This window comes from Mycolicibacterium palauense (assembly GCF_002592005.1).
Taxonomy (GTDB): domain Bacteria; phylum Actinomycetota; class Actinomycetes; order Mycobacteriales; family Mycobacteriaceae; genus Mycobacterium; species Mycobacterium palauense.
Genome location: NZ_NVQF01000003.1, coordinates 113,854 through 137,273, shown reverse-complemented (window position 1 = coordinate 137,273; position 23,420 = coordinate 113,854). Strand labels below are relative to the sequence as shown.

Below are 23,420 nucleotides of genomic sequence, written 5' to 3'. Positions count from 1 at the left end.
TAAGCTGAGCGAGTGCACAGCATAGCTCCCGACGCCGTGCGTCCGCTCGACGGGAAGCGACGGTCATGAAGCCGGCATCATTCGCCTATCACCGCCCCAGAAGCGTCGGTGACGCGCTCTTCCTGCTCTCCGATCTGGGGGACGAGGCCAAAGTGCTGGCCGGCGGGCAGAGCCTGACGCCGATGCTGGCCCTGCGGCTGACCTTCTTCGACAATCTCGTCGACATCTCCCGGCTGCCCGAGCTGCAGGGCATCGAGGACCGCGGCGACACGGTCTTCGTCGGCGCCGGGACCACCCACGCTCGCGTGGGCGCCGATCCCACCGTGGCGGCCAAGGTACCCCTGCTGACCCGTGCCACGCCCCATATCGGGCACTTCCAGATCCGCAATCGCGGCACCCTGGGCGGGGCGGTGGCCCACGCCGATCCCGCCGGTGAATACCCGACGGTCGCGCTGGCGCTCGATGCGCAGATGGAGGCGGTGTCCCCGTCGGGGCGGCGCCACATCCCGGCCGCGGAGTTCTTCACGGGGCTGTGGGAGTCCGCGCTGGAGCCCGGGGAACTGCTCGCCGGGGTGAGCTTCCCGGTGTGGAGCGGCCGCTGCGGGTTCTCGGTGAAGGAATTCGCCAGGCGGCACGGTGATTTCGCGATCGCCGGGGCGGTGGTCGCCGTGGAGGTCGCCGACGACCGGATCAGCCGCTGCGCGATCGCGCTGATGGGGCTGGGCTCGACGCCGCTGCGCGCCTCGGCCGCCGAGGCCGCGGTGACCGGCCAGCCGGTGGGGCAGACACCGGCGTCCGAAATCGGCGCCCTGGCGTTGGCCGGGCTCGACGACGTCCCCGCCGACCTGCAGGGGAGCGCCGCCTACCGCATCCGGGTGGGGGCCACGATGGCCGCCCGCGCCTGGACCGAAGCCCTCGAGGAGGCAACCCGTGCATGACATCCCGATCCGGGTCATCGTCAACGGCCGGCCGGTCGACGCGGTGGTCGAGCCCCGGATGACGCTGGCGGACTTCCTGCGCGAGCGCTGCGGGCTGACCGGCACCCATCTGGGTTGCGAACACGGCTCGTGCGGCGCCTGCACGGTGCTGCTCGACGGTTCCGCGGTGCGCGGCTGCCTGGTGTTCGCGGTACAGGCCGACGAGTCGGCGGTCGACACCATCGAGGGGGTCGCCGCCGCGGACGGGGAACTCTCCCCGGTCCAGCAGGCGATGCGGGAGTGCCACGGCCTGCAATGCGGTTTCTGCACACCGGGTTTCGTCATGTCGATCACCGCGCTGCTCAAGGACAACCCGCGCCCGACCGACGAGGAGATCCGCGAGGGGCTGTCGGGCAACTTCTGCCGGTGCACGGGCTACCAGGGCATCGTCAACGCCGTGCACCGTGCCGCGGAGATGTCGCAGAACTGAGGCCGCCCGGCCCCGTGCGGGGACACCGCCCGGGGCCCAACGGTTCTCGGGCCCCTTCTCGGGGCCCCCTTCTCAGGTTCCGCCGACGCTTCCGTTGAGGCTGGGCACCACCACGATGTAGGGCTGCTGCCTGCGCCGGCCGCCCACCAGGGCCCCCAGCACGAACCCGACGGCCAGACCGGCCAGCACCGGCAGGGCCCGCTTGGCCAGGGGAGCGGCGATCACGCTCAACAGGTCCAGGGAGGCGGTGTCGTCGTCCTGGGCGGCCACCTGAGCGGCGGCCGAGCCGCCGGTACCGGCCGGAGCCGCCGCGGCGGGCCTGGTGCCCGAGGTCAGGTCGGCCTCCAGGCGTTCGGCGAACTGACCGATCAGCTTGGAGGCGACGTCGGCGAGCACGCCGCGGCCGAACTGGGCCGCCTTACCCGAGATCGTCAGGTCGGTGGTCAACACGCAGGTGGTGGCGTCGCCCTCATCCTTGAGCTGCGCGGTGACCAGCGCCGAGGCGCTGCCCTGGCCGCGGGTCTCCTTGCCGAGGGCGCTGATGACCGCCCGGTGTGCGGACTCGTCCTTCTCCTGGAAGCTGGCATTGCCCTGGTACTGGACGGTGATCGGTCCCACCTTCACCTTGACCGCGCCGGTGAAGTCGTCGCCGTCGACGCTCAACAGCTGCGCACCGGGGATGCAGGGCGCGATCCGTTCGACGTCGGTGAGCACCTCCCAGGCCTGCCCCACCGGCACCGGTACCCGAAATTCGTTGATCAACTCCACTGTGCTGTCCTCACTTGCTGTTCTGGGCCTGCTCGATGAGCTCGACGATGGCGGCCGGCGTGGCCGGCAGACGGGTCAGGGTGACCCCGAGCGGGGCCAGCGCGTCGTTGATCGCGTTGATCACCGCGGGTGTGGAGCCGATCGCCCCGCCCTCGCCGGCGCCCTTGTAGCCGCCCACTCCGGGTCCGGGGATCTCGACGTGCCCGAATTCGATCGGCGGCACCTCGGTGGCCGTCGGCAGCAGGTAGTCGACGAAGGTCGACGACAGCGGGTTGCCGTCGGCGTCGTAGGCCTGGTTCTCCAGCAGCGCACCGCCGATGCCCTGGACGGTGCCGCCGGCGATCTGCCCCTCCACGACGTTGGGGTTGATCATCGGACCCACGTCCTCGCTGACGATGTAGCGGGTGAGGGTGACCTGACCGGTCTCGACGTCGACCTCGCAGGTGCAGGCGTGCGTCGCGTTGGCCCAGTGGATCGGTGCCTGCGAGGTGAACCGCGCGGTGGCCTCGAGGGTGGCGGCCATCCCGGGCGGCAGCTGCTGGGGTTCGTAGTAGGCGCGGTAGGCCAGGTCGGCGAAGCTGACGTAGGTGTCGGTGTCCCCAGCGGTGTCCCCGTCGGTGTCCCTGCGGACGACGGCACGCGAGCCCGACAGTTCGATCTCACCCTCCTCGACGCCGAGGCGGTGCGCGGCCATGGCGACCAGCTGCCGGCGCAGCATGCCCCCGGCCTCGTTGACCGCGCCGGCGGTCATCGGACCGCTGCGGCTGCCCTGGGTGCCGGCGCCGTAGGGGGTGACCGCGGTGTCGCCCTGAATGGTGGCGACGTCCTCGATGTCGGCCCCGAGCGCGTCGGCGGTCAGCTGGATCACGGTGGTCTCCAGGCTGTTGCCCGTGGACCCGCCGTTGACGTAGACGTTGATCTTGCCGGTCGGCTCCATCCGGATCGTCGCGCCCTCGGTGGCCAGATGGCCGGTGGCCGCGCCGGTCGGCTCGATATAGGCCGAGAAGCCCAGCCCCAGGTAGCGGCCCTGCTCCAACGCCTCGGCCTGCTCCTTGCGGAACCCCTCGTGATCGAGGATCTTGACCGCCTGCTCGAAGGTGTCCGCGGGTGCGACGTGGTCGTACGGCATGCCGTTGGGGTTGAAATAGGGCATCTCGTCGCCCCGCAGGATGTTGCGGCGACGCAGCTCGACCGGATCCATCTCCATCTTGCGGGCGGCGACGTCGAGCAGGATCTCCCGCGCCAACGTCTCGTACTGCCACGGCCCGCGGTAGGCGGCCAGCCCCGCGGTGTTGGAGAACACCGTCTTGTAGTTGAAGCTGGCCTTGGGGACGCGGTAGGGGCCGGGGAAGAACATCCCGATGGCCGCGGTGGTCAACACCGGGTAGGGCGTCGGGTAGGCGCCGACATCCTGGGAGAAGTCGATGTCGACGGCCAGCAGAGTGCCCTCGGCGTCGAACGCCATCCGGGCGTCCCCGTCGACGTGGCGGGCCTGCCCGGCCGTCATCAGGTTCTCGCGCCGGTCCTCGATCCACTTCAGCGCCGCGGCGCCCGACGGCGTCCCCGACGTGGCCGCCACCTTGCGCGCGGCCAGCATGATGCACATGTCCTCGCGCATCGGGACGACCTTCTGGCCGAAGCCACCCCCGGTGTCACGCATGATGACCCGCACACCCTGGGCCGGGATGCCCAGCAGCCGGGCGGCGAAGGCGCGCAGCTCGTGCGGGGTCTGGGTGGACGCCCAGATGGTCAGTTCCGACGACGACGCGGACCACTCGGCGACCATGCCCCGGGTCTCGATCGGAACCGGCACGTAGCTCTGCTGGTAGACGTGCTCGGAGACGACGTAGGCCGCCGTGGCGAACACCTCCTCGTCGGGCGGAGCCCCGCCCATCCCGCCGGCGACGTTGTCCGGATAGGCCTCGTGCACGACGATGCCCTCGGTTTCGGCCGCGGAGACCGCGCGGGTGAAATCGGCGACCGCCGGCAGCGGCTCCAGGTCGACCTCGACCAGGTCGATGGCGTCCTCGGCGATGTAGCGGTTCTCGGCGATCACCAGGGCGACCGGGTCGCCGACGAACTTGACCTCACCCTCGGCCAGCGGTGGCCGCGGCGTGTCCGGGATGTCCTTGCCGGCCACGGCGTGCCAGGCCTCTTTGACGTCGGGGTTGATGTCCTCGGCGGTCAGCACGGCGTGCACGCCCGGCAGTGCCAGCGCCGCCGTGGCGTCGATGCCGTTGATCTTGGCCCGGGCCAGCGGGCTGCGCACGAAGCAGGCGTGCAGCATGCCCGGTCTGACGACGTCGTCGACGAAGGTTCCGTGGCCGGTCAACAGTCGGGTGTCCTCGACTCGAGGAACTCGCCGGCCCGCGTAGCGGGTGGCCACCGTCTCCGTCATCGCTGCCGCTCCAATCCGTCGCACACGTCGGCGTGCCGAGCCTGACGGCGACCATGCTAAGCGGTCGCACAGCATGAGGCTAGTAGGCGCCGCCGGCGGGGGATCGCAGGGGGCGCCGGGACGTGCCGGTCAGCCCCCGGCCGGGACGGCCGATCAGACCGCAGCCGGGACGGCCGATCAGGCCGCGGCCGGGACGGCCGATCAGACCGCAGCCGAGACGGCCGATCAGACCGCGGCCGGGACGGCCGATCAGACCGCAGCCGGGACGGCCGATCAGACTGCAGCCGGGAGGGCCGGTCAGACCGCAGCCGGGGGAGTCTTGATGCCCACGGCGTGGCGGAGCTGATCGAGAAACTGCTCGTCGTCGTCGCTGCGTACCACGTAGTGCGACACCGCGACCCGGATCGCGGTCGCGGCCGCCGCCGCGCCGCGGGGCCCGGGCAGCAGCTTCTCCAGGCGGGCCCGCATCACCGGGATCACCCGCGCCACCTGCCCGATCACATGGCCCGGTTCGACGTCGATCATCCGCACACCGGAATAGGAGTGCTGGTAGTCGACGATGAACCGCAGCGCGGCGTCGAGGCGTTCGGTGCCGCGAAGCCCCGCGGTTGCGCGGCTCATGCCCTCTTCGTAGTTGTGGCGCTCCCACTCACCGAACGCGTCGAGCAGCCGCTCTTTGGAGGCGAACCAGCGATACAGCGTGGGACGCGACACCCCGGCCTGCAGCGCGACCTCGGACAGGCTCAGCTTGGTGATACCCGCCCGGCCCAGAACCTCGGCGGTGGCCGCCAGGATCCGGGTGCGCGTGGAGCCGTCGGGATCGGCGGGTGCGGCCTGGGGGTCGGTGGGAACCGTGTTGGGTGGAACCGTGTTGGTGGGAAACGTCTCGGCGGGAACCGTGTTGGTGGGAACAGGGGAGCCCGTGTTCGCTGCTGGTGCCATTGATCCTTGCTGTCCGCGTGTTCTTCGTGCGCTGCTCGTATTCGGTGACCGCTGTCGGTGACCGTTTCGGTGACCGTTGTCCGTGTCGGTTGTGGCAGGGGCCGCCGGTCCCCGACGGGTTCTCGAACCCGCAGATCGTAACCGGATCCGACCCGGTGGGGCGGCCGTGCGACAGGGCGTCCGCGCGGGCCCCGTCGGCGCGTTGCGCTGCAGGAATCGAATCAGCGGGTGTCTCTGGGCTAGCCTTATTGTCCGAGGTGCAATCAGTAGTAGTTGCCGGGTTGAGACGCAGCCTTGCACAGGGACGACATGGTGTCGCTCCCATGCAGCACGTACCAGTGAGGTGGATCTTGACTGAACAGCCAGACCAGGGCGCCGACGCGACCGCTGCCGCCAGCTGCACGGTTGGCGAGGAGTGGTTTGGCCGCGTCGCTGTCCTGTCGGTCTCCGGTGTCGTCGACATGCTCACCGCACCCACGCTCGAGGAGGCGATCACCACCGCGCTGGGCAAGAGTCCCGCGACGCTCGTGGTCGATCTCAGCGACGTCGAGTTCCTGGCCTCGGCCGGCATGGGCGTTCTGGTCGCCGCCAACGACCAGGCCACCCCGAACATCGGGTTCGCGGTCGTCGCCGACGGCCCGGTCACCAGTCGTCCGCTGAAATTGGTCGGTATCGCCGATATCGTCACCCTGTATCCGACTCTTGACGAAGCCCTGAGCAAGTTGTCTGCATGAACAGATCCGTAAGCGGGTAACAGTTTCTTTGCCATGACGAACTCCAGCCAGCCGGTAAGCACTGGTGACGACCGCCGATTCGCCCGCGTGGGCGTGGTCGCCGACGGAGTGAGCGTGGCCAGGGCCCGCGAGGAACTGTCGCGCTGGCTCCAGCAGACCTTCGATCTGGATTCGCTGCGGATCAACGACGTGGTGCTGGCGGTCAACGAGGCACTGGCCAACTCCGCGGAATTCGCCTACCGCGACGCACCGCAGCCCGGCACCGTCGACCTCGAGGCCCGGCACGACGCCGACGGGGCGACACTGCGGGTCAGCATCGTCGACCGGGGGAGCTGGCGGCCGACCGATCCGGCGCGACGAAGCCGGACCCGGGGTCGGGGCATCCCGCTGATGGAGGCGCTGGCCGACTCGGCGGTGATCGATCCGTGCGACGCGGGCACCGCGGTGCATCTGACGTTCGGTCAGGTTCGCGCCGCGTCGTGTTCCGGCGCGGAAGTGGCGAGCGCCTGAAGTTCCGCGCCCGAATCTCGGCGCCGTCGATCGACGGGTACGCGAGAGTTTGGGGCGGTGCCGGCTGCGCCTCTCGGCGTGTGGTCGCTCGCAGCGACGTTTCTCGGATGGGGCCCGGGGCAAGCGCGGCACCGCATCCCTCTCAACCCGCGGGGCCCGGCCGTTATTTCCGGTCCCATTCAGCCGCCGGTCAGCTGCTCGAACAGGTGGTAACCGGTCGGGTCGTCGGGCAGCACCCAGGCGAAGCCCTCCAGGGCGACGATGGCGAGGACGTTGGCCGCGACGACGCCGATGAAGATCCACACGACGACCGTGGAGACCAGGCGCGCCGCGCTGCCGGCCGGGGGAGCATCGGGGATGCTCGTCGGCATCAGCATCGTCATCACGCCGCAGTAGACCAGCACGGTGACGAAGGTGACCAGCGCCCAGGTGTACAGATGCACGCCGAGGACCGGGGTGCCGTAGCCGGGGTCACCCGGCAGGATGTGCAGCGCGATCTGGCGTACCGAGACCGACGCACCGGCCAGCGCCCCGACGATCCCCATCCCCAGCCCCTGCGCATAGCGCGACGCCGTCAGCTCCCCGCGGCGTGCCTGCATCACGACGTACAGCGCGCCCAGCGAGGACAGGATCATCCCGTAGCGCTGCAGCATGCACAGCGGGCACGGGAATTCGCCCTTCACGAACTGGATGTAGAACGCGCTCAGCATCACTCCGCTGTAGCCGAGGATCCACGCGTGCAGACCCCAGAAGGCGATCAGGCCCCATACGCCGCGCCCCGGCATGGAGCGGTCGGGCGGCGGTGCGGCGCCGGCGACGGTGGGTCCTGGGCCGCCGGTGGCCATCAGAAGCTCAGCTCCAGGGGTGCGGTGACGTGGTAGCGGAAGAGCCCCAGCACGGCCACCAGGGTCAGGACCCACAGACCGATGACGTGACCGCGCCGGGCGCCCCGCCGGATCAGCAGGGCCAGCGCCAGCAGCAGGATCATGATCGCGATATCCACCCACGTCACGGTAGGGCGCGCCGAGGAGCCGGCGGGCGGACTCGGTGAACTTCGCGGCGGGCACGCCGGCGCCGGCGCGGGTATGAGCGGCGGCCGGCGGTGCCCCGCTGTCCGGCCCGTCACGTTTGAGACGTCCGCCGGGCCGGGCACCTATCGTGGGAGTATCCCGACATCGATGGAGGTCCTGTACCCATGCCCACTGTTCCGTCCATCACGCTCAACGACGGCGCGCAGATCCCGCAGCTGGGGTTCGGCGTCTTCCAGATCCCGCCGGACGAGACCGCCGCGGCGGTGCGGATGGCGCTGGAGATCGGCTACCGCCACATCGACACCGCCGAGATGTACGGCAACGAGGAGGGGGTCGGGCAGGGGATCCGCGATTCCGGGATCGACCGCGGCGAGGTCTTCGTCACCAGCAAGCTCAACAACGGTTTTCACCGGCCCGACGACGCCCGAAAGGCGTTCGACGCGACGCTGAGCGCGCTGGGCTCGGACTACGTCGATCTGTTCCTGATCCACTGGCCGCTGCCGACCCTCTACGGCGGCGACTACGTGTCCACCTGGAACGTGCTCGAGGAGTTCGCCGCCGACGGCCGCGCCCGCAGCATCGGCGTCTCCAACTTCCAGCCCGCCCACCTGGACAAGCTGGCCGCCGGTTCGCAGACCGTGCCCTCGGTCAACCAGATCGAGGTGCACCCCTACTTCGCCAACAACGCCGTCCGCGAGTACGGCCGCGAGCACGGCATCGCCACCGAGGCATGGTCCCCGATCGCGCAGGGCCGGGTCCTCGACGACGCCGCGCTGAGCCGGGTGGCCGAGGGTCTGGGTAAGACGCCCGCGCAGGTGGTGCTGCGCTGGCACATCCAGCGCGGTGACATCGTCTTCCCGAAATCGGTGACGCCCGAACGGGTCAGGCAGAACTTCGAGCTCTTCGATTTCGAGCTCGGCACCGAGGAGATGGCCGCCCTGGCCGCTCTGGACCGCGGCGATGCGGGACGTATCGGCCCCGACCCGGACACCTTCGCCTACGTTCCCGGACAGTAACCACGGGTTCTTGTCGCTCCTGGCCGTCCTGGCTGCATCGAGTGTGCCTCCAGACCGCCCGGGATGCAGCACGTGCGTTCCGGACGCACGGTCGGTGCGGTTGGGGTTGCGGGCCGGGGGGCCGCGCGGGTGCGCTTCGGGGGCGCAGCCTCAGCGGCGCGCGAGGTTGAGCGGGATCCCCGCCGTGCTGAGCTGGTAGAGGATCTGTTCCAGGCGACGCCGCGACATCTCGGTGCGCCACTCCGGAACCATGCCGCGCACCCGCATCATGCCGGGCTCGAAGCAGACCTCGGTGACCAGCAGCCCGTGCGGAAGCTCGGGCAGCCGCACCCGGTAGGCCGGGGTGCGTGCCGGCAGCAACCACCTGCGGCCGCCGAGCGCCACCGCCCGGGGCCTCAGGTGCAGCAGCGTGCCGTCCAGCTCGGCGTCGACCTCGAGGTGGCCCCAGCCCGGTCGGCGGGCCCAGCGCAACCGCGCCACCCCGTCGTCGCCGATCTCGCCGGCCAACCGTGGCGCCGACACGACGAACAGCTCGTCGAGGGCGGCGGTGGGGATCTCCAGGCACAGTTCGACCGGGGCGGCCACCACCACCGGCGGCGCGCCCGGCCGCAGGTGGACGTTACGCAGCAGCGCCGTCGCACGTTCGAACCGCCCACCGGGCCAACGGATCTCGGTGGCCGCCAGGTGGACGTCGTCGAGTTGGCCGACCGCGAGCCGGCGCACGTCGAGCCGGGAGTCGAATTCGGTGATGGTCATCTCGACGTCGGCGGAATCCAGGTGCACCGTCAGGGTGCGGCCCACCACCAGGCGGCGCAGGGTGAGGAACAGCGTGCGGTACGCGGCGGCGGCGCCGGTGGACACCGGCGGCAGCGCGGTCGCCGTGGACAGCAGCGCACCCACCACGTCCAGCGGCCGGAACGGATCCCAGCGCCGGATCGGCCGCGGCCGGGTCATCGGCTAACCACCTCACCACCGTCGTCACGGTTCGCAGTCTGCTCATGGCAGTATTCCCACTCTATGACCGTGCCCGCCAGCCCCCCGGCCAACTCCTGCGAAGGACCGGCATGTCCGATCGGGAGTTGAACGGGCGCGCGGCCGTCGTCGTCGGCGGTAGCCGGGGCGTCGGCCGGGCCGTCGCCGAGCTGCTGGCCGGGCTGGGGGCCGCCGTGCTGGTCAACGGCAGGGACGCCGGCGCTGTCGAGCAGACCGTCGCCGCGATCGGCGGTGCCGGCCACCGGGCCGCGGGCTTCGCCGGCTCGCCCAGCGACGAGGACACCGCCGAAGCCCTGATCGCGCGCTGTGTCGCCGAGTTCGGCGACGTCGACATCCTGGTCAACTGCGCCGGCATCGCCGAGCCGCCCGCGTCGTCGATCCTGACCGTCACCGCCGCGCAGTTCACCGAGTTGATGGACAGCCACCTCGGCACGGTGTTCCACACCTGCCGCGCGGTCGCCCCGCGGATGGCGGCCCGGCGTGCGGGGGCGATCGTCAACACCGGCTCGTTCGCGTTCCTCGGCGACTACGGCGGCACCGGCTACCCGGCCGGCAAGGGCGCGGTCAACGCGCTCACCCTGGCGATCGCGGCCGAGCTCGCCGAGTACGGGGTCCGCGCCAACGTGGTGTGTCCCGGGGCGAAGACCCGGCTGTCCAGCGGGCCCGACTACGAGGACCACATCCGGATGCTCAACCGCCGGGGCCTGCTCGACGACGTCTCGATGCAGGGCGCGCTCGACGCCGCGCCGCCGGAGTACGTCGCACCGCTCTACGCCTACCTGGTCAGCGACCGCGCCGCCGGGGTCAGCGGTCAGATCCTCATCGGCGCCGGCGGTTTCGTGGGCCGCTTCGACCGGCCCACGCCGGCACTGCTGGGCTACCGGGACCACGGCAGCTCCCCGCCGTGGAAGCTGGCCGAGCTGGCCGACATGGTCTCGCCGCGGCGGTGACCCGGCCCGACCTCACAAATCGAGCACCAGGCCCGCGCCCGGCTCGGCGCGGGACACGCAGGTCAGCATCAACCCGGCCGCGTGTTCGGGCTCGGTCAGCAGGCCGTCGCGGTGGTCGACGACGCCCTCGAGCACCCGGGTCCGGCAGGTGCCGCAGAACCCCTGCTGGCACGAATACGGGGCGTCGATCCCACTGCGGCGCAGCGCGGCGAGCAGGGTCTCCTCGGCGCCGACCTGCACGCGGGCGCCGGACGAGGCGATGGTGGCGGAGAACGGCCGCCCACCGACCACCGGGGCCGCCGCGAACCGCTCGAAATGCAGTTCGACGTCGTCGCGGCCGGACAGGTGCCGGCGGATCACCGTCAGCATCGGCGCCGGCCCGCAGGCGTAGACGGTGGTCCCGTCCGGGCACGGGCCCAGCAGGTCCTCGGCGCTGGGCACACCGTCGACGTCGTCGGTGCGGACCCGGATCCGGTCACCGAAGCGCGCCACCTCCTCGACGAACGGGATGCTCTCGCGGCTGCGCCCGACGTAGATCATCGACCAGTCCACGCCGAGCCGGTCGGCCAGCGCCAGCATCGGCAGGATCGGGGTGATGCCGATTCCGCCGGCCACGAACCGGAACCGTTCGGTGGGGGAGCCGTAGCCGGGCACCGCCAGCGGAAACGCGTTTCGTGGACCGTCGACGGCCAGCGTGGTCCCCACCGGCAGCCCATCGTGCACCTCGATCGACCCGCCGGCGCCGTCGGGGATGCGGCGCACCGCGATCCGGTAGCTGTCGCGGCACGCGGGGTCGCCGCACAGCGAGTACTGCCGGAGGCGGCCGCTGGGCAGGTGCAGGTCCAGGTGGGCGCCGGGGCGCCAGGCCGGCAGCACGGCTCCCGACGGGTCGGCCAGGGTCAGCGCGACGACGTTCTCGTCCTGGGCGACCACGCGGCGGTCGGTCACCGTCAACCGCCGGGTGTGGTCGCGCGCCGCGGGCGGAGCCGGCCGGCGCAACAGGTGAGTCAGCGCCCAGGACCCGGTGACCGCGGTGGCGGCCACCGTCATCATCGGGTCGTGGGTGACCCGGCCGGAGACGCTGCGCGGTGCGCCGCGGAGCCGGGTGAGCAGCCCCATCACGGCTGCGCCGCGCGGGCGGCGGGCGAACTGGCCAGGTAGGCGACGGCCTGGGCGGTCGAGCCCATCTCCTCCGGGGAGTAGCCGGGCCGGAAGTAGGTCAGCGTCTGGCTGCCGAACAGCGTCCGGTACTTGGGCAGCAGGCGCAGTCTGGAGTCCCGCAGCCGCCGTCGCTGCATACCCCACCAGCCGAAGTCGGTGTGCGGATCGTTCTGCGACAGGTACCGGGTGCCCCGCTCGAAGAACATCAGCATCATCGTCACCGCCATCCCCATCGAGCGGACGCGGTCGAAGTAGCTGTCGTGGAAGTAGGCCGCCACGTCGTGGGCGACGCTGCGGTGCTCGACTTCCTCGCTGCCGTGCCAGCGGAACACGTCGACCATGGTGGGGTCGGCGCCGTGGTCGTCCCACGCGCTGTTGAGGGCGAAGTCGCCGAGCACGGCCGTGTAGTGCTCGATGGCGGCGATCAGCCACAGCCGGTCACACAGGTGGTTGAGGCGGCGTCGGGGGTCTGTCGAGGTGGTGGGTGCCAACACCTTGCCGAACACGAACTCGACCTGGTCGAGCATCGGGGTGGGGTCCACGCCGCGGGCGACCATGAACTCCCCGAGCAGCCGTTCGTGCACGTCGGCGTGGGTGGCCTCCTGCCCGATGAAGCCGCGCATGTCGTCGGCCAGGCGGCTGTCACGGACCAGCGGCAGCGCCTCGTTGTAGGTGGCGACGAACCAGCGTTCGGCGGCGGGCAGCACCACGTTGAGCAGGCTGACCATGTTGGAGGCCACGGGATGCCCGGGGATCCAGTGCAGCGGCACCCCGGAGACGTCGAAGGCCACCTTGCGCGCCCGGATCTCGACGGGGCCGGGATCGACCTCGTGGGCGAAGCGGCGCGGCTTCAACAAACGAGTGACTCCTATCGGGTCTCCTGCGGGCGACCTGCCCGGCCCGATCGAGCGTTGCTAGCCGATCGGAACGGGCGTGACCGTCACGGTACCGGCACCGGGTGTCGGACGGCCAGGGGCCGCCGGAGCCGTCGCGGTGCCCGAGCCCGATGTGGCGGCACCGTCCTTCGGCACGGAGCCGCCCGGCGGCACCAGCGAATGCGTGTTGGGCGCCACGGGCTGATCCTGGCCCGGCTGCAGGTTGCAGTCCAGGCGCAGCCGCTGGATCCCGTTGCTGCCACCCTGCTGGTCGATGACCAGGCACTGCGACTGGGGCAGATCGCTGCCGATCGAGCCGCCGAACATCGCCTTGTAGCCCTGGCTCTTCAGGATCGAGACGGCCTTGCCGTACATCTCACCGGTCACATCGGGGGCGGCCGCGCTGGCCTGCCCGGCGCCGAACACGGCGACCGCGAGCGCGGCGCTGGCGCCACTTGCGAAGAGTGCGAACTTTTTCACCCAAGACCTCCGTGGTGTTCTGCGGGTCCGAAGATAGCGCAGATGTGTTGACCGGGAAACTCGTGCATGTTCGTTGCGGATATCGCCGCGGCGGGCCGAAACGTTTCGCACCGGCCCGCCGGCCCGGGTCACCCGGCATTTCCGCGCAGGATCTCCTCGGCGCAGCGCAACCGGCTGTGGCCGGTCTGTTCCATGCAGATCCGCACCGGGGACTCGTCGTCGGCGGCGACCGGGCCCCCCGGCGGGGTGGTCCACACCGGGTTGCGGATCTCACCCGGGCTGACCGACCACAGGTAGCGGTCGGTGTACTGCAGGTTGGCGCAGTAGGCCCGGGTCCCGTCGGCGGTGACCCCGGTGGCCCCGGGTTCGGCACAGTTGGCGCCGACCACCACCGTGTCGCCGGTGGTGGGCTCGGTGGTGGGCTCGGTGGGTTCGGTGGTGACCACCGTGGTGATGATCTCGGTGGCCGGCGAGGACGGCGGCAGCGGCGCGGGCGGCGGCGGGGGCATCGACGCCGTCCGGCTCGGTGTGGTCGTCGAGGAGTCCAGCGAGGCCACGGCGTCGCGGTCGCCGGTGAACTCGCCCACGGCGAAGGCCACCGCGGCGATCAGCAGGATGCCCAGCACCACCGGCAGCAGCACCACCGGTTTCAGCCAGACCGGCCGCTGGCGGGTCGGACCGGCCGCCCGGTGGGAGTGCCGCCGGACACCGGGCTCGGTGACCGCCGCCATCCTGGTCTGCTCCATGGCCCCGGAATCGAACGGCAGCCCGGTGCCGATCTGGTGGGCCAGAGCGCGGGCGAAGTCGACGCAGCGGGCGAACCGTTCGGCCGGGTTCTTCGACATCGCCTTGCTCAGCGCCTGGTCCAGGTGGGCCAGATCGGGGCGGCGTTTTCCCAGCTTGGGCGGGGAGGCGGTCAGGTGCTGGCTGATCACCACCGCGGGATTGGAGTGCTGGAACGGGGGAGCGCCGGTGAGCAGGTGGAACGCGGTCGCGGCCAGCGCGTACTGGTCGGCGCGCCCGTCGAGGTCCTGGCCCATCAACTGCTCGGGCGCGGCGTAGGCGACGGTGCCGACCGTCATGTTGGTGGCCGTGAGCCCGCTGGTGTCGTCCTCGCGGCGGGCGATGCCGAAATCGGCCAACAGGACCCGCTGCTGGTCGGTGTCCGGGTGGGCGATGAGGATGTTGGCCGGTTTGACGTCGCGGTGCAGCAGACGGCGGTCGTGGGCGTAGTCGAGTGCCTGCGCCACCGCGGTGACGATCTCGACCACCTCGTTGGGCGGCAGCCCCTCGGGGTGGCGGCGCAGCAGTTCGGCGGCGTCGGTGCCCTCGACGTAGTCCATCGAGATCCACAGCTGGCCGTCGGCCTCGCCGCGGTCGTGCACCCCCACGATGTGCGGGTGCCACAGGCTGCCGACGATGTCGGCCTCGCGTTCGAAGCGCTCCCGGTATTCGTCGTCGGTGGTGACCGACGCGGTCAGGACCTTCAGGGCGTCCCGGCGGGGGAGCCTGGGGTGCTGCGCCAGATAGACCTCACCCATGCCCCCGGCGCCCAGGAGACGAATGATGGTGTAGCCAGCGAACGTGGCACCGTCGGCCAACGGCATGGGCGCATACTACAGACGCCCCGGGGGGTGCCGCCGCGCCGCTCACGCCCCGCGGGCGCCCCGCCCACCGAGTTCACCCCGGGTTCACCTCGGCGCGCATGACCTCGCACAACGCCGCGGCCCGGGGATCGTCGAAGACCTCCTCCAGCAGCAGCGGCCGTCCGCGGGGATCCGACAGCGGAACCCGCCAGTTCGGGTACTCGTCGGTGGTTCCGGGCTGGTTCTGGGTGCGGGCGTCGCCGACGGCGTCGGTCAGCGCCAGCGCCAGCAGCCGCGACGGGGTGCGGCCCAGGTAGCGGTAGAGCGCGGTGATGGTCCGCTCGACGTCGGTCGCGTCCCCACCCGGCGGGCCGTCCTGCTCGTCGAGCAGCCCGGCGCGGACCAGTTCGGCGCGCCAGGCCCCCTGTTCGGCGCGGGCGTCGGCGAGTTCCTCCTCGGCCGGGCGGGTCAGCAGACCCAGCGAGTCGCGCAGCCGGACGTGCTCGCCGACCAGATAACCCGCGGTGGGCGGCAGGTCGTGGGTGGTCACCGAGGACAGGCAGTATTCGCGCCAGTACTCGGCCGGCAGCGGCCCTCCGTCGCCCCAGTTGTCCCGCTCGAACCACAGGATGGAGGTGCCCAGCAGGCCGCGCGCGCGCAGATAGTCGCGCACCCACGGTTCGACGGTGCCCAGATCCTCGCCGACGACCACGGCCCCGGCGCGGTACGCCTCCAGGGCGACGATCCCGATCAGCGCCTCGTGGTCATAGCGGACGTAGGTGCCCCCGGTGGGCGGGTGTCCCTGCGGGATCCACCACAGCCGGAACAGCCCGATGATGTGGTCGATGCGCACACCGCCGGCATGCCGCAGCACCGCCTGGATCAACGCCCGGAACGGCGCGTACTCCAGCTCGGTGAGCCGGTCGGGCCGCCACGGCGGCTGCGACCAGTTCTGCCCGAGCTGGTTGTACTCGTCGGGCGGGGCACCCACGGTGACCCCGAGCGCCAGCGCGTCCTGCAACGCCCAGGCGTCGGCACCGTTGGGATGCACACCCACGGCCAGATCGTGCATCACGCCCAGCGGCATCCCGGCCCGCACCGCCGCCGACTGCGCGGCGGCCAGCTGCTCGTCGAGTTGCCACTGCAGCCAGCGGTGGAAATCCACGGCCGCGCCGTGCTTCTCGACGAACCGGGCGATGCCCGGCCCGGCGGGGTGGCGGACCTCCTCGGGCCACCGGTGCCAGTCGTCACCGTGGTGCTCGGCCAGCGCGCACCACACCGCGAAGTCGTCGAGCGCCGAGCCTTCCCGTTCGCGGTAGGCCGCGTAGGCCAGTTCCCGGCCGGCCGAACGCTTGACCTCGTGCACCCACTTGAGCGCCTTGCGTTTCGCCGCCCAGGCCGAATCGCGGTCCAGCCGGTCGGATTTGCGCGCGGCGGCGCGCACCTCGTTGCGCAGCGCACGGACGCGGCTGCGTTTGGGCAGATCGGCGTATTCCGGGATGGCCTCGACCCGCAGGTAGAGCGGGTTGACGAACCGCCGGGAGGTCGGCAGATACGGCGACGGTTCCATCGGGCGGGTCGGGGCCGCCGCGTGCAGCGGGTTCACCAGCACATAACCCGCGCCGTGCCGCGCCGCCGACCACACCGCGAGGTCGGTCAGATCGGTCAGATCGCCCAGGCCCCAGGAGCGTTTGGACCGCACGCTGTAGAGCTGGGTGGCCAGTCCCCACGCACGGCGCCGGCCCAGCCGGGCGGGAAGACCCAGCCACGGCGGCGTCACGATGAGCGCCGTGCTGGTCTCCACGTCGCCGGAGCGCAGGTGCACCCGGTGGTAGCCCAGCGGCAGGTCGGACGGCAGCGCGAAGGTGGCCTCGCCGATCCGCCGCTCGCCCAGCTGGTAGGGCGGGGTGAAGTTGTCGAGCTGCCGCACACCCGATCGCACGGCGCCGTCCTCCAACCGCACCCAGACGTGGGCCGGCGCGCCGGCGGTGACGTGCACCCAGAACGTGGTCTCGGCACCGGCGCGGCCCACGATGGTCGGCGGCAGGGCCTTCGACCAGTAGGCGTCGTCGCACTCGCGCAGCGCGGCGCGGCGTTCGTCGGGACCGGAGGCATCCACACCCAGCGCCGCGAGCACCGCCACCAGCGTGTCCTCCGAGACCGCGGCGCGCCGGCCGGTCCAGTCGTCGAACTCGGTGGCCACCGAGAACCGCGCGGCCAGCTGGGCCAGGGCCGGATCGAGCTGCGTCATAGCGGTCATCTTCCTTGCTTCCGGGCGCGCTGTCGCTGCACGCCCCGGCAGACCAGGTCAGCCGGGGCGACCGAGCGAGATCGGCGGCGTCCCCCTCTAGGCTTCCACCGTGACATCTGCGCGGACATCCGCGCGCGACCGCCGCGCCCGCCTGGCGGTCGCGGCGTTGTTCCTGACCAACGGCGCGATGTTCGCCAGCCTGTTGCCGCGTTACCCCGAGATCAAGTCGGACCTGATGATCAGCAACACCGGGTTCGGGTTGTCGGTGGCGGCGTTCTCCGCCGGTGCGCTGCTGTCGGGGCCGACGGCCGGTGCGCTGGTCCGTCGCTTCACCTCGGCGCATGTGGCCGTGGCGACCAGTCTGGTGCTGGCGGCCTTCACCTTCGCCGCGTCGGTGGCACCCAGCGCGGCGCTGTTCGCGTCGGCCATGTTCGTCGCCGGGGCCGGTGACGCGGTCACCGACGTCGCCCAGAACGCCCACGGGCTGCGCGTGCAGCGCAACTACCGCCGCTCCATCATCAACTCACTGCACGCGGTGTGGTCGGTGGGCGCCGTCGCCGGGGGGCTGATCGGCGCGGCGTCCATCGCCGCCGGCGTCCCGCGCGGGGTGCAGCTGGCCGGCACCGGCCTGCTCTTCGGGGCGATCGCGCTGGGCGCCCACCGCCTGCTGCTTCCCGGCCCCGACCGCGATGTGCCACCGGCGGGGGACGACGCCGCCCCGGCGCCGCCGCGCGTGGGCCCGGGCACGCTGGCCGCCGTGGCGATGCTGGCGGCGCTGGCCATCGCCGGGGCCGCGGTGGAGGATTCCGGCAGCTCGTGGGCCACCCTGTATCTGCACACCGAGCTCGGCGCCCCGGCGGCGGTCGCGGCCTTCGGCTATATCGCGCTGGTGGGTTTCCAGTTCCTCGGCCGGCTGCTCGGCGACCGGCTGGTCGACCGGTTCAGTGAGCGGTCGGTGGCCCGGGCCGGGGGACTGGTGATCGCCGTCGGCATGGCCCTGGCCCTGGCCCTGCCCGGGACGGCCGGCACCATCGCCGGTTTCGCGGCCGCCGGGTTCGGCGTGGCCACGGTGATCCCGGCGGCCTTCCACGCCGCCGACAACCTGACCGGGCTGCCGCCGGGGACCGGCCTGACGGCGGTCACCTGGCTGATGCGCTCGGGTTTCCTGCTCGCGCCGGTGGTGGTGGGCGCGATCGCCGACGCGGCGGGTCTGCGCGTGGGGCTGCTGATCGTGCCGGCGGCCGGCGTGGTGATCGCCGCTACCGCCGGTGTCCTGGCCGGCTCCCGCCGCGGCGCATCTAGTGGGTGGTGGCGCCGAGAATCTCGATCGTGACCACCCCGGCGATGATCAGCGCGATACCCGCGCCCATCATCAGCGTCAGCGGTTCGGCGAACAGGAAGCGGGCGATCACCGCGACCAGGGCGACGCCGCACGCCGACCACACGCCGTAGGCGATCCCCACCGGCATCCCCTGGGACAGCGTCACCGACAGCAGCACGAAGGACAGGACGTAGCCGCCGAGCACCGGGATCAGCCAGATCTTCCTGCGGAGCCCCTCCGAGGCCCGCAGCGACAGCGTCGCCACCACCTCCAGCAGGATGGCGCCCGCCAACGACAGCCACATCACGGCGCCGCGACCTCCGGGGCGGCGTGCGCCCGCTGGGCGTGCTGCGAACCGAACTCGACCAGCAGCACCCCGGCGACGATGAGCCCGATACCGACCACGACCGGCACGGTGAACGGGTCGTCGAAGATCAGGGCGGCCAGCACCGCGGTCAGGGCCGTGCCGGAGGCACCCCAGATGCCGTAGGCCACCCCGACCGCCATCCCGGCGCGCAGCACCATGCTCAGCAGCACGAAGGAGGCCAGATACCCGGGGACCACGACGGCCAGCCAGACCGCGTCATCCTGGAAGGCCCGCAACGAGAGCGTCCCGGCCACCTCGGTCAGCACGGCACCGGCCAGAAGCATCCATCTGTACAACCAACGCTCCTCACACACGGGTCATCACGTAGGCCAGCACCGCACTTCGGTAGGGCGTCAGGATAACCGGACCCGGGGCCACCCGCTCCGGCGACGCCGGACCGTACTGACACTGCGTACAATAACGCCAGGGGAGCGATCGCCCTCAGCGCAGAGAGGTTGTCCGGAGGTACGTGGTGGAACAGGTGATGGCCGGTTTCGGCGCGATCGTCAGCGAGATGCTCGACGCGCTGCCGCCGCAGATGCGCGACCCGGTGCTGTTCGCGGTGCCGTTCTTTCTGTTGTTGCTGATCATCGAGTGGTCGGCGGCCCGCCGGCTCGAGCACGTCCTCGCCGGCTCCCAGGGGCCCGCGGCCCCCGGGGCGGCCGGGGACCGCCCCGCCTCCGGCGCCTACCACCGCCGCGACGCGTTCACCAGCATCTCGATGGGGTTGGTCTCGATCGCCACGATGGGCGCCTGGAAGTTCCTGGCCCTGCTCGGCTACGCGGCGATCTACGCCTACCTGGCGCCCTGGCAGCTGTCCCCGCAACGCTGGTACACCTGGGTGATCGCGCTGGTCGGGGTCGATCTGCTGTTCTACCTCTACCACCGGATGGCGCACCGGGTGCGGCTGGTGTGGGCGACCCACCAGGCCCACCACTCCAGCGAGTACTTCAACTTCGCCACCGCACTGCGCCAGAAGTGGAACAACAGCGGCGAGATCCTGATGTGGATCCCGTTGCCGCTGCTGGGCGTTCCGCCGTGGATGGTGTTCCTGTCGTTCTCGATCAGCCTGATCTACCAGTTCTGGATCCACACCGAGCGGATCGGCACCCTGTGGGCGCCGTTCGAGTTCGTCTTCAACACCCCGTCCCATCACCGCGTACACCACGGCATGGACGCCGCCTACCTGGACAAGAACTACGGCGGCATCCTGATCCTGTGGGACCGGCTGTTCGGCACCTTCGAGCCGGAGCGGGCCCGGCCGCACTACGGGCTGACCAAACCGGTGGGCACCTTCAACATCTGGAAGCTGCAGACCCACGAGTACGTGGCGATCGCCCGTGACGTGCGCGCCGCCCACCGGCTGCGCGACCGGCTCGGCTACGTCTTCGGGCCGCCCGGCTGGGCCCCTCCCCGCCGCACGCAACCGGATGCGGCGGGCGCGGCGACCGCCGGCGCCGGCTGACCCGGCGTTGAGCCTTCCGGGCCCGGTCGGCCAAGATTGACCCATGGACGTCAACGAGGTGCTGCTGCCCGGCGTGGGCCTGCGCTACGAGTTCGACAACTCCGCGGGCGACCGCATCGGCGTGATCGCCAAACGCACCGGGGACTTCGAGGTGGTGCTCTACGCCGCCGAGGATCCCGACGTGGCCCAACCACTGTTCCACCTCAGCGTCGAAGAGGCCGAGGCGCTGGCGCAGATCCTCGGGGCGCCCCGCATCGCCGAGCGCTTCGCCGACCTGACCCACGAGGTCCCCGGGCTCGACGCCGGGCAGGTCTCGATCGAACCCGGCAGCCCCTACGCCTCGCATCCGCTCGGCGACGCCCGGGTGCGCACCCGCACCGGCGCCTCGATCGTGGCGATCGTCCGCGACGAGGAGGTGCTGCCGTCGCCGGGCCCGTCGGACATGCTGGCGCCCGGGGACGTCCTGGTGGTGATCGGGACGGCCGAGGGCATCACCCAGGTCGAGCACATTTTCGACAAGGGTTGATGCGCAGGTGCATGATTCGGTCGCCCTGCTGCTCCAAATCGGCCTGCTGCTGGTCGTTCTGACCGTTCTGGGTTCACTGGCGCGTCGGGTGTCGCTCTCACCGATCCCGCTGTACCTGCTGGCCGGTCTGGCGTTGGGCGACGGTGGAATACCCCTGGAACCCGCGTCGCGGGAGTTCATCCAGTCCGGGGCCACCGTGGGTGTCGTCCTGCTGCTGTTGACGCTGGGCCTGGAGTTCACCACCAGCGAGTTCGCCGCCAGCATGCGAAAACATCTCCCGTCGGCGTGGGTGGACCTGGTTCTCAACGCCACCCCCGGCGCGGTGGTCGGATGGCTGCTGGGCCTCGATTTCGTGGGCATGCTGGCCATGGCTGGTATCACCTACATCTCGTCCTCCGGGGTGGTGTCGCGCCTGCTGACCGACCTGCGGCGGCTGGGTAACCGCGAAACCCCGGCGGTGCTGTCGGTACTGGTGCTCGAGGATTTCGCGATGGCCGTCTACCTGCCGCTGCTGGCGGTGCTGGCCGCCGGCGGCGGGTGGTGGAACGCCGCGATCGGCATCGCGATCGCGGTGGCGGCGCTGGGTCTGGCGTTTCTGGCCGCCTACCGCTGGGGCGACCGGGTGGCCGGCCTGCTGAACCACCCCGACGCCGAACTGTTGTTGCTGCGGGTACTCGGGATCGCGCTGATCGTCGCCGGTCTGGCCGAATACGTCCACGTGTCCGCCGCCGTCGGCGCCTTCCTGGTGGGCCTGACGCTCACCGGCGAGACCGCCGAACGGGCCCGCGACCTGCTGAGCCCGCTGCGGGACCTGTTCGCGGCGATCTTCTTCGTGTCGATCGGGCTGATGGTGGATCCGGCCTCGATGATCCCGATGCTGCCGGTGGCGGTGGCACTGGCCGTGGTCACCGCCGCCACCAAGGTGGTCTCCGGCATGTACGCGGCCAGCAGGGAGGGCGTGGCGCGGCGCGGGCAGTGGCGCGCGGGCACCGCGCTGATCGTGCGCGGCGAGTTCTCCCTGGTGATCATCGCCCTGGTCGGGGAATCGATCCCGGTGATCGAATCCATCGCGATGCCCTATGTGTTCGTGCTGGCGTTCCTGGGCCCGGTGGCGACCCTGCTCAGCGGGCGGACCGCCCCGCGCCGGATACCGGCGCGGGTCTCCCGGCGCGCCCGTACGCTGCCTAGTCGTGAAGACAGTGTTTGACCGTCCGGTGGATCCGGGCCTGATCGACCGGTCGCTGGCCGGCAGCACATTCGGTTCGATGTGGCTGGACGTCCTGGGCGCCGACCGGCCCGCCTATCCGCATCTGTCGTCGGATCTGCACACCGACGTGCTCGTCGTCGGCGCCGGCTATGCGGGTCTGTGGAGCGCACTGCACGCCGCCGAGCGTGATCCGGGGGCCCGCGTGGTGCTGATCGAATCGCACCGGGTGGGCTGGGCCGCCTCGGGCCGCAACGGCGGCTTCGTCGAGGCCAGTCTCACCCACGGCACCGAGAACGGGAGGGCGCGCTGGCCCGACGAACTCCACCGGCTCGAGCAGCTCGGGTTGGAGAACCTCGACGGGATGCAGGCCGACATCGCCCGGCTCGGTCTCGACGTCGACTGGGAGCGGACCGGCATGCTGGCGGTGGCCACCGAACCCCACCAGGTGACCTGGCTGCACGATGCCGCCGAGGCCGGCGAGGGCCGCTTCCTCGACACCGCCACGGTGCGCGCCGAGGTCGCCTCGCCGACGTACCTGGCCGGCCTGTTCAGCGCACAGACCTGCGCCATAGTGCATCCCGGGAAACTGGCCGTCGAACTGTCCCGGGCCTGCCGCGCCGCCGGCGTCGAGATCTTCGAGCACACCCCGGCCGGCGCGCTGGAATCCGGCCCCGCCGGGGTGCGGGTCACCACGCCCGGCGGAACCATCAGCGCCGACCGGATGGTGCTGGCCACCAACGTCTTTCCCAGCCTGGTCAAACGCAACCGGCTCTACACGGTTCCGGTCTACGACTACGTGCTGGCCACCGAACCGCTCACCGACGAGCAGCTCGCACGGATCGGCTGGCAGGGGCGCCAGGGTGTGGGCGACACGGCCAACCAGTTCCACTACTACCGGCTGTCGGCCGACAACCGGATCGTGTGGGGTGGCTATGACGCGATCTACCACTACGGGCGCCGCGTCGACGAACGCTACGAGAACCGTCCCGAGACCTACCGGAAACTGGCCGCGCATTTCTTCCTGACCTTCCCGCAGCTGTCCGACGTGCGGTTCAGTCACCGCTGGGCCGGCGCGATCGACACCAACACCCGGTTCTGCGCGCACTGGGGTCTGGCGCACCGCGGCCGGGTGGCCTACGTGAACGGCTTCACCGGGCTCGGTGTCGGCGCCGCCCGCTTCGCCGCCGATGTCTGCCTGGATCTGCTGGACGGCTCGTCCACACCGCGCACCCGCCTGGAGATGGTGCGCAACAAGCCGCTGCCGTTCCCACCCGAACCGCTGGCCAGCGCCGGCATCCAGGCGACCCGGTGGTCGCTGGACCGCGCCGACCACGACGCCGGGCAGCGCAACGTGCTGCTGCGGAGCCTGGACCGGCTGGGCCTGGGCTTCGACTCCTAGACGGTGCGGGGCGGTGCCTTGCAGACCGGCCGC

Annotated in this window: 24 protein-coding genes; 11 read left to right on the top strand and 13 right to left on the bottom strand. The window is 71.3% G+C overall.

The window, feature by feature from the left end; translation table 11 throughout:
* Positions 1 to 65 precede the first annotated feature (65 nt).
* Both CSR00_RS02330 and CSR00_RS02325 read left to right on the top strand, forming a co-directional pair.
* Entirely contained in the window at positions 66 to 938 is an 873-nt protein-coding gene (locus CSR00_RS02330; RefSeq protein WP_099020786.1) for an FAD binding domain-containing protein, read from the top strand.
* Positions 931 to 1,407 (top strand): (2Fe-2S)-binding protein, encoded by a 477-nt coding sequence (locus tag CSR00_RS02325; protein WP_099020785.1) that lies wholly within the window; start codon positions 931 to 933, stop codon positions 1,405 to 1,407. Before CSR00_RS02330 ends, CSR00_RS02325 begins: the two co-directional genes overlap by 8 nt.
* A 72-nt stretch (positions 1,408 to 1,479) precedes the next feature.
* On the opposite strand, the gene CSR00_RS02320 is transcribed toward CSR00_RS02325, so the two are convergent.
* From CSR00_RS02320 to CSR00_RS02310, 3 genes are all read right to left on the bottom strand, one after another.
* Positions 1,480 to 2,175, bottom strand: a complete 696-nt coding sequence (locus CSR00_RS02320) for an SRPBCC family protein (protein ID WP_099020784.1) — start codon at positions 2,173 to 2,175, stop codon at positions 1,480 to 1,482.
* A gap of 10 nt (positions 2,176 to 2,185) precedes the next feature.
* Positions 2,186 to 4,573, bottom strand: a complete 2,388-nt coding sequence (locus CSR00_RS02315) for a xanthine dehydrogenase family protein molybdopterin-binding subunit (protein WP_099020783.1) — start codon at positions 4,571 to 4,573, stop codon at positions 2,186 to 2,188.
* Between the two features lie 297 nt (positions 4,574 to 4,870).
* Positions 4,871 to 5,515, bottom strand: coding sequence for a TetR/AcrR family transcriptional regulator (locus tag CSR00_RS02310; RefSeq protein ID WP_099020782.1), 645 nt, complete (start codon positions 5,513 to 5,515; stop codon positions 4,871 to 4,873).
* 350 nt (positions 5,516 to 5,865) lie between these two features.
* Between CSR00_RS02310 and CSR00_RS02305 the strand changes: the two genes are divergently transcribed.
* Both CSR00_RS02305 and CSR00_RS02300 read left to right on the top strand, forming a co-directional pair.
* On the top strand, positions 5,866 to 6,249 hold the full coding sequence (locus CSR00_RS02305) for an STAS domain-containing protein (RefSeq protein WP_245905785.1): 384 nt from the start codon (positions 5,866 to 5,868) through the stop codon (positions 6,247 to 6,249).
* A gap of 33 nt (positions 6,250 to 6,282) precedes the next feature.
* The gene (locus CSR00_RS02300; protein WP_099020780.1) at positions 6,283 to 6,759 is read left to right on the top strand and encodes an ATP-binding protein; all 477 of its coding nucleotides are present in this window, start codon (positions 6,283 to 6,285) and stop codon (positions 6,757 to 6,759) included.
* Between the two features lie 179 nt (positions 6,760 to 6,938).
* Here CSR00_RS02300 and CSR00_RS02295 read toward each other — a convergent pair whose 3' ends face one another.
* Positions 6,939 to 7,604 carry a disulfide bond formation protein B gene (locus CSR00_RS02295; protein WP_218014407.1) on the bottom strand — a complete coding sequence of 222 codons (666 nt, stop codon included), beginning with the start codon at positions 7,602 to 7,604 and terminating at the stop codon, positions 6,939 to 6,941.
* Entirely contained in the window at positions 7,604 to 7,762 is a 159-nt protein-coding gene (locus CSR00_RS30495) for a DUF5993 family protein (RefSeq protein WP_176561861.1), read from the bottom strand. Before CSR00_RS30495 ends, CSR00_RS02295 begins: the two co-directional genes overlap by 1 nt.
* A 192-nt stretch (positions 7,763 to 7,954) precedes the next feature.
* Here CSR00_RS30495 and CSR00_RS02290 point away from each other — a divergent pair, with 192 nt between their 5' ends.
* Positions 7,955 to 8,806, top strand: coding sequence for an aldo/keto reductase (locus CSR00_RS02290; RefSeq protein ID WP_099020779.1), 852 nt, complete (start codon positions 7,955 to 7,957; stop codon positions 8,804 to 8,806).
* A gap of 150 nt (positions 8,807 to 8,956) precedes the next feature.
* Here CSR00_RS02290 and CSR00_RS02285 read toward each other — a convergent pair whose 3' ends face one another.
* On the bottom strand, positions 8,957 to 9,760 hold the full coding sequence (locus CSR00_RS02285; RefSeq protein ID WP_099020778.1) for a hypothetical protein: 804 nt from the start codon (positions 9,758 to 9,760) through the stop codon (positions 8,957 to 8,959).
* A 110-nt stretch (positions 9,761 to 9,870) separates the two neighbouring features.
* Here CSR00_RS02285 and CSR00_RS02280 point away from each other — a divergent pair, with 110 nt between their 5' ends.
* The gene (locus CSR00_RS02280) at positions 9,871 to 10,749 is read left to right on the top strand and encodes an SDR family NAD(P)-dependent oxidoreductase (protein ID WP_099020777.1); all 879 of its coding nucleotides are present in this window, start codon (positions 9,871 to 9,873) and stop codon (positions 10,747 to 10,749) included.
* A 12-nt stretch (positions 10,750 to 10,761) separates the two neighbouring features.
* Here the strand turns inward: CSR00_RS02280 and CSR00_RS02275 are convergent, their stop codons facing one another.
* From CSR00_RS02275 to malQ, 5 genes are all read right to left on the bottom strand, one after another.
* Positions 10,762 to 11,868: a PDR/VanB family oxidoreductase gene (locus tag CSR00_RS02275; protein WP_099020776.1), complete on the bottom strand. Its 1,107-nt coding sequence runs from the start codon at positions 11,866 to 11,868 to the stop codon at positions 10,762 to 10,764.
* Positions 11,868 to 12,767, bottom strand: coding sequence for a metal-dependent hydrolase (locus CSR00_RS02270; protein ID WP_099020775.1), 900 nt, complete (start codon positions 12,765 to 12,767; stop codon positions 11,868 to 11,870). Before CSR00_RS02270 ends, CSR00_RS02275 begins: the two co-directional genes overlap by 1 nt.
* Before the next feature lie 57 nt (positions 12,768 to 12,824).
* Positions 12,825 to 13,265 carry a hypothetical protein gene (locus CSR00_RS02265; protein WP_099020774.1) on the bottom strand — a complete coding sequence of 147 codons (441 nt, stop codon included), beginning with the start codon at positions 13,263 to 13,265 and terminating at the stop codon, positions 12,825 to 12,827.
* A 128-nt stretch (positions 13,266 to 13,393) separates the two neighbouring features.
* Complete coding sequence (locus CSR00_RS02260) at positions 13,394 to 14,872, bottom strand: serine/threonine-protein kinase (protein ID WP_099020773.1); 1,479 nt, start codon at positions 14,870 to 14,872, stop codon at positions 13,394 to 13,396.
* A gap of 73 nt (positions 14,873 to 14,945) precedes the next feature.
* The gene (malQ, locus tag CSR00_RS02255; protein ID WP_099020772.1) at positions 14,946 to 17,102 is read right to left on the bottom strand and encodes a 4-alpha-glucanotransferase; all 2,157 of its coding nucleotides are present in this window, start codon (positions 17,100 to 17,102) and stop codon (positions 14,946 to 14,948) included.
* A gap of 109 nt (positions 17,103 to 17,211) precedes the next feature.
* Here malQ and CSR00_RS02250 point away from each other — a divergent pair, with 109 nt between their 5' ends.
* Positions 17,212 to 18,435: an MFS transporter gene (locus CSR00_RS02250; RefSeq protein ID WP_281259658.1), complete on the top strand. Its 1,224-nt coding sequence runs from the start codon at positions 17,212 to 17,214 to the stop codon at positions 18,433 to 18,435.
* Here CSR00_RS02250 and CSR00_RS02245 read toward each other — a convergent pair.
* Both CSR00_RS02245 and CSR00_RS02240 read right to left on the bottom strand, forming a co-directional pair.
* The gene (locus CSR00_RS02245; protein WP_099020771.1) at positions 18,401 to 18,727 is read right to left on the bottom strand and encodes a DMT family transporter; all 327 of its coding nucleotides are present in this window, start codon (positions 18,725 to 18,727) and stop codon (positions 18,401 to 18,403) included. The genes CSR00_RS02250 and CSR00_RS02245 overlap by 35 nt on opposite strands.
* Positions 18,727 to 19,086, bottom strand: coding sequence for a DMT family transporter (locus tag CSR00_RS02240; protein ID WP_099020770.1), 360 nt, complete (start codon positions 19,084 to 19,086; stop codon positions 18,727 to 18,729). Before CSR00_RS02240 ends, CSR00_RS02245 begins: the two co-directional genes overlap by 1 nt.
* Before the next feature lie 188 nt (positions 19,087 to 19,274).
* Between CSR00_RS02240 and CSR00_RS02235 the strand changes: the two genes are divergently transcribed.
* The 4 genes from CSR00_RS02235 to CSR00_RS02220 are packed head-to-tail and all read left to right on the top strand — an operon-like array spanning position 19,275 to position 23,387.
* Positions 19,275 to 20,255, top strand: a complete 981-nt coding sequence (locus CSR00_RS02235; protein ID WP_099020811.1) for a sterol desaturase family protein — start codon at positions 19,275 to 19,277, stop codon at positions 20,253 to 20,255.
* Positions 20,256 to 20,298: 43 nt separating this feature from the next.
* Complete coding sequence (locus tag CSR00_RS02230) at positions 20,299 to 20,781, top strand: cation:proton antiporter regulatory subunit (RefSeq protein ID WP_099020769.1); 483 nt, start codon at positions 20,299 to 20,301, stop codon at positions 20,779 to 20,781.
* A gap of 7 nt (positions 20,782 to 20,788) precedes the next feature.
* Positions 20,789 to 21,988 carry a cation:proton antiporter gene (locus CSR00_RS02225; protein ID WP_099020768.1) on the top strand — a complete coding sequence of 400 codons (1,200 nt, stop codon included), beginning with the start codon at positions 20,789 to 20,791 and terminating at the stop codon, positions 21,986 to 21,988.
* Positions 21,972 to 23,387 carry an NAD(P)/FAD-dependent oxidoreductase gene (locus CSR00_RS02220; protein ID WP_099020767.1) on the top strand — a complete coding sequence of 472 codons (1,416 nt, stop codon included), beginning with the start codon at positions 21,972 to 21,974 and terminating at the stop codon, positions 23,385 to 23,387. The genes CSR00_RS02225 and CSR00_RS02220 overlap by 17 nt, the downstream gene beginning before the upstream one ends.
* The last annotated feature ends 33 nt before the right edge of the window (positions 23,388 to 23,420 follow it).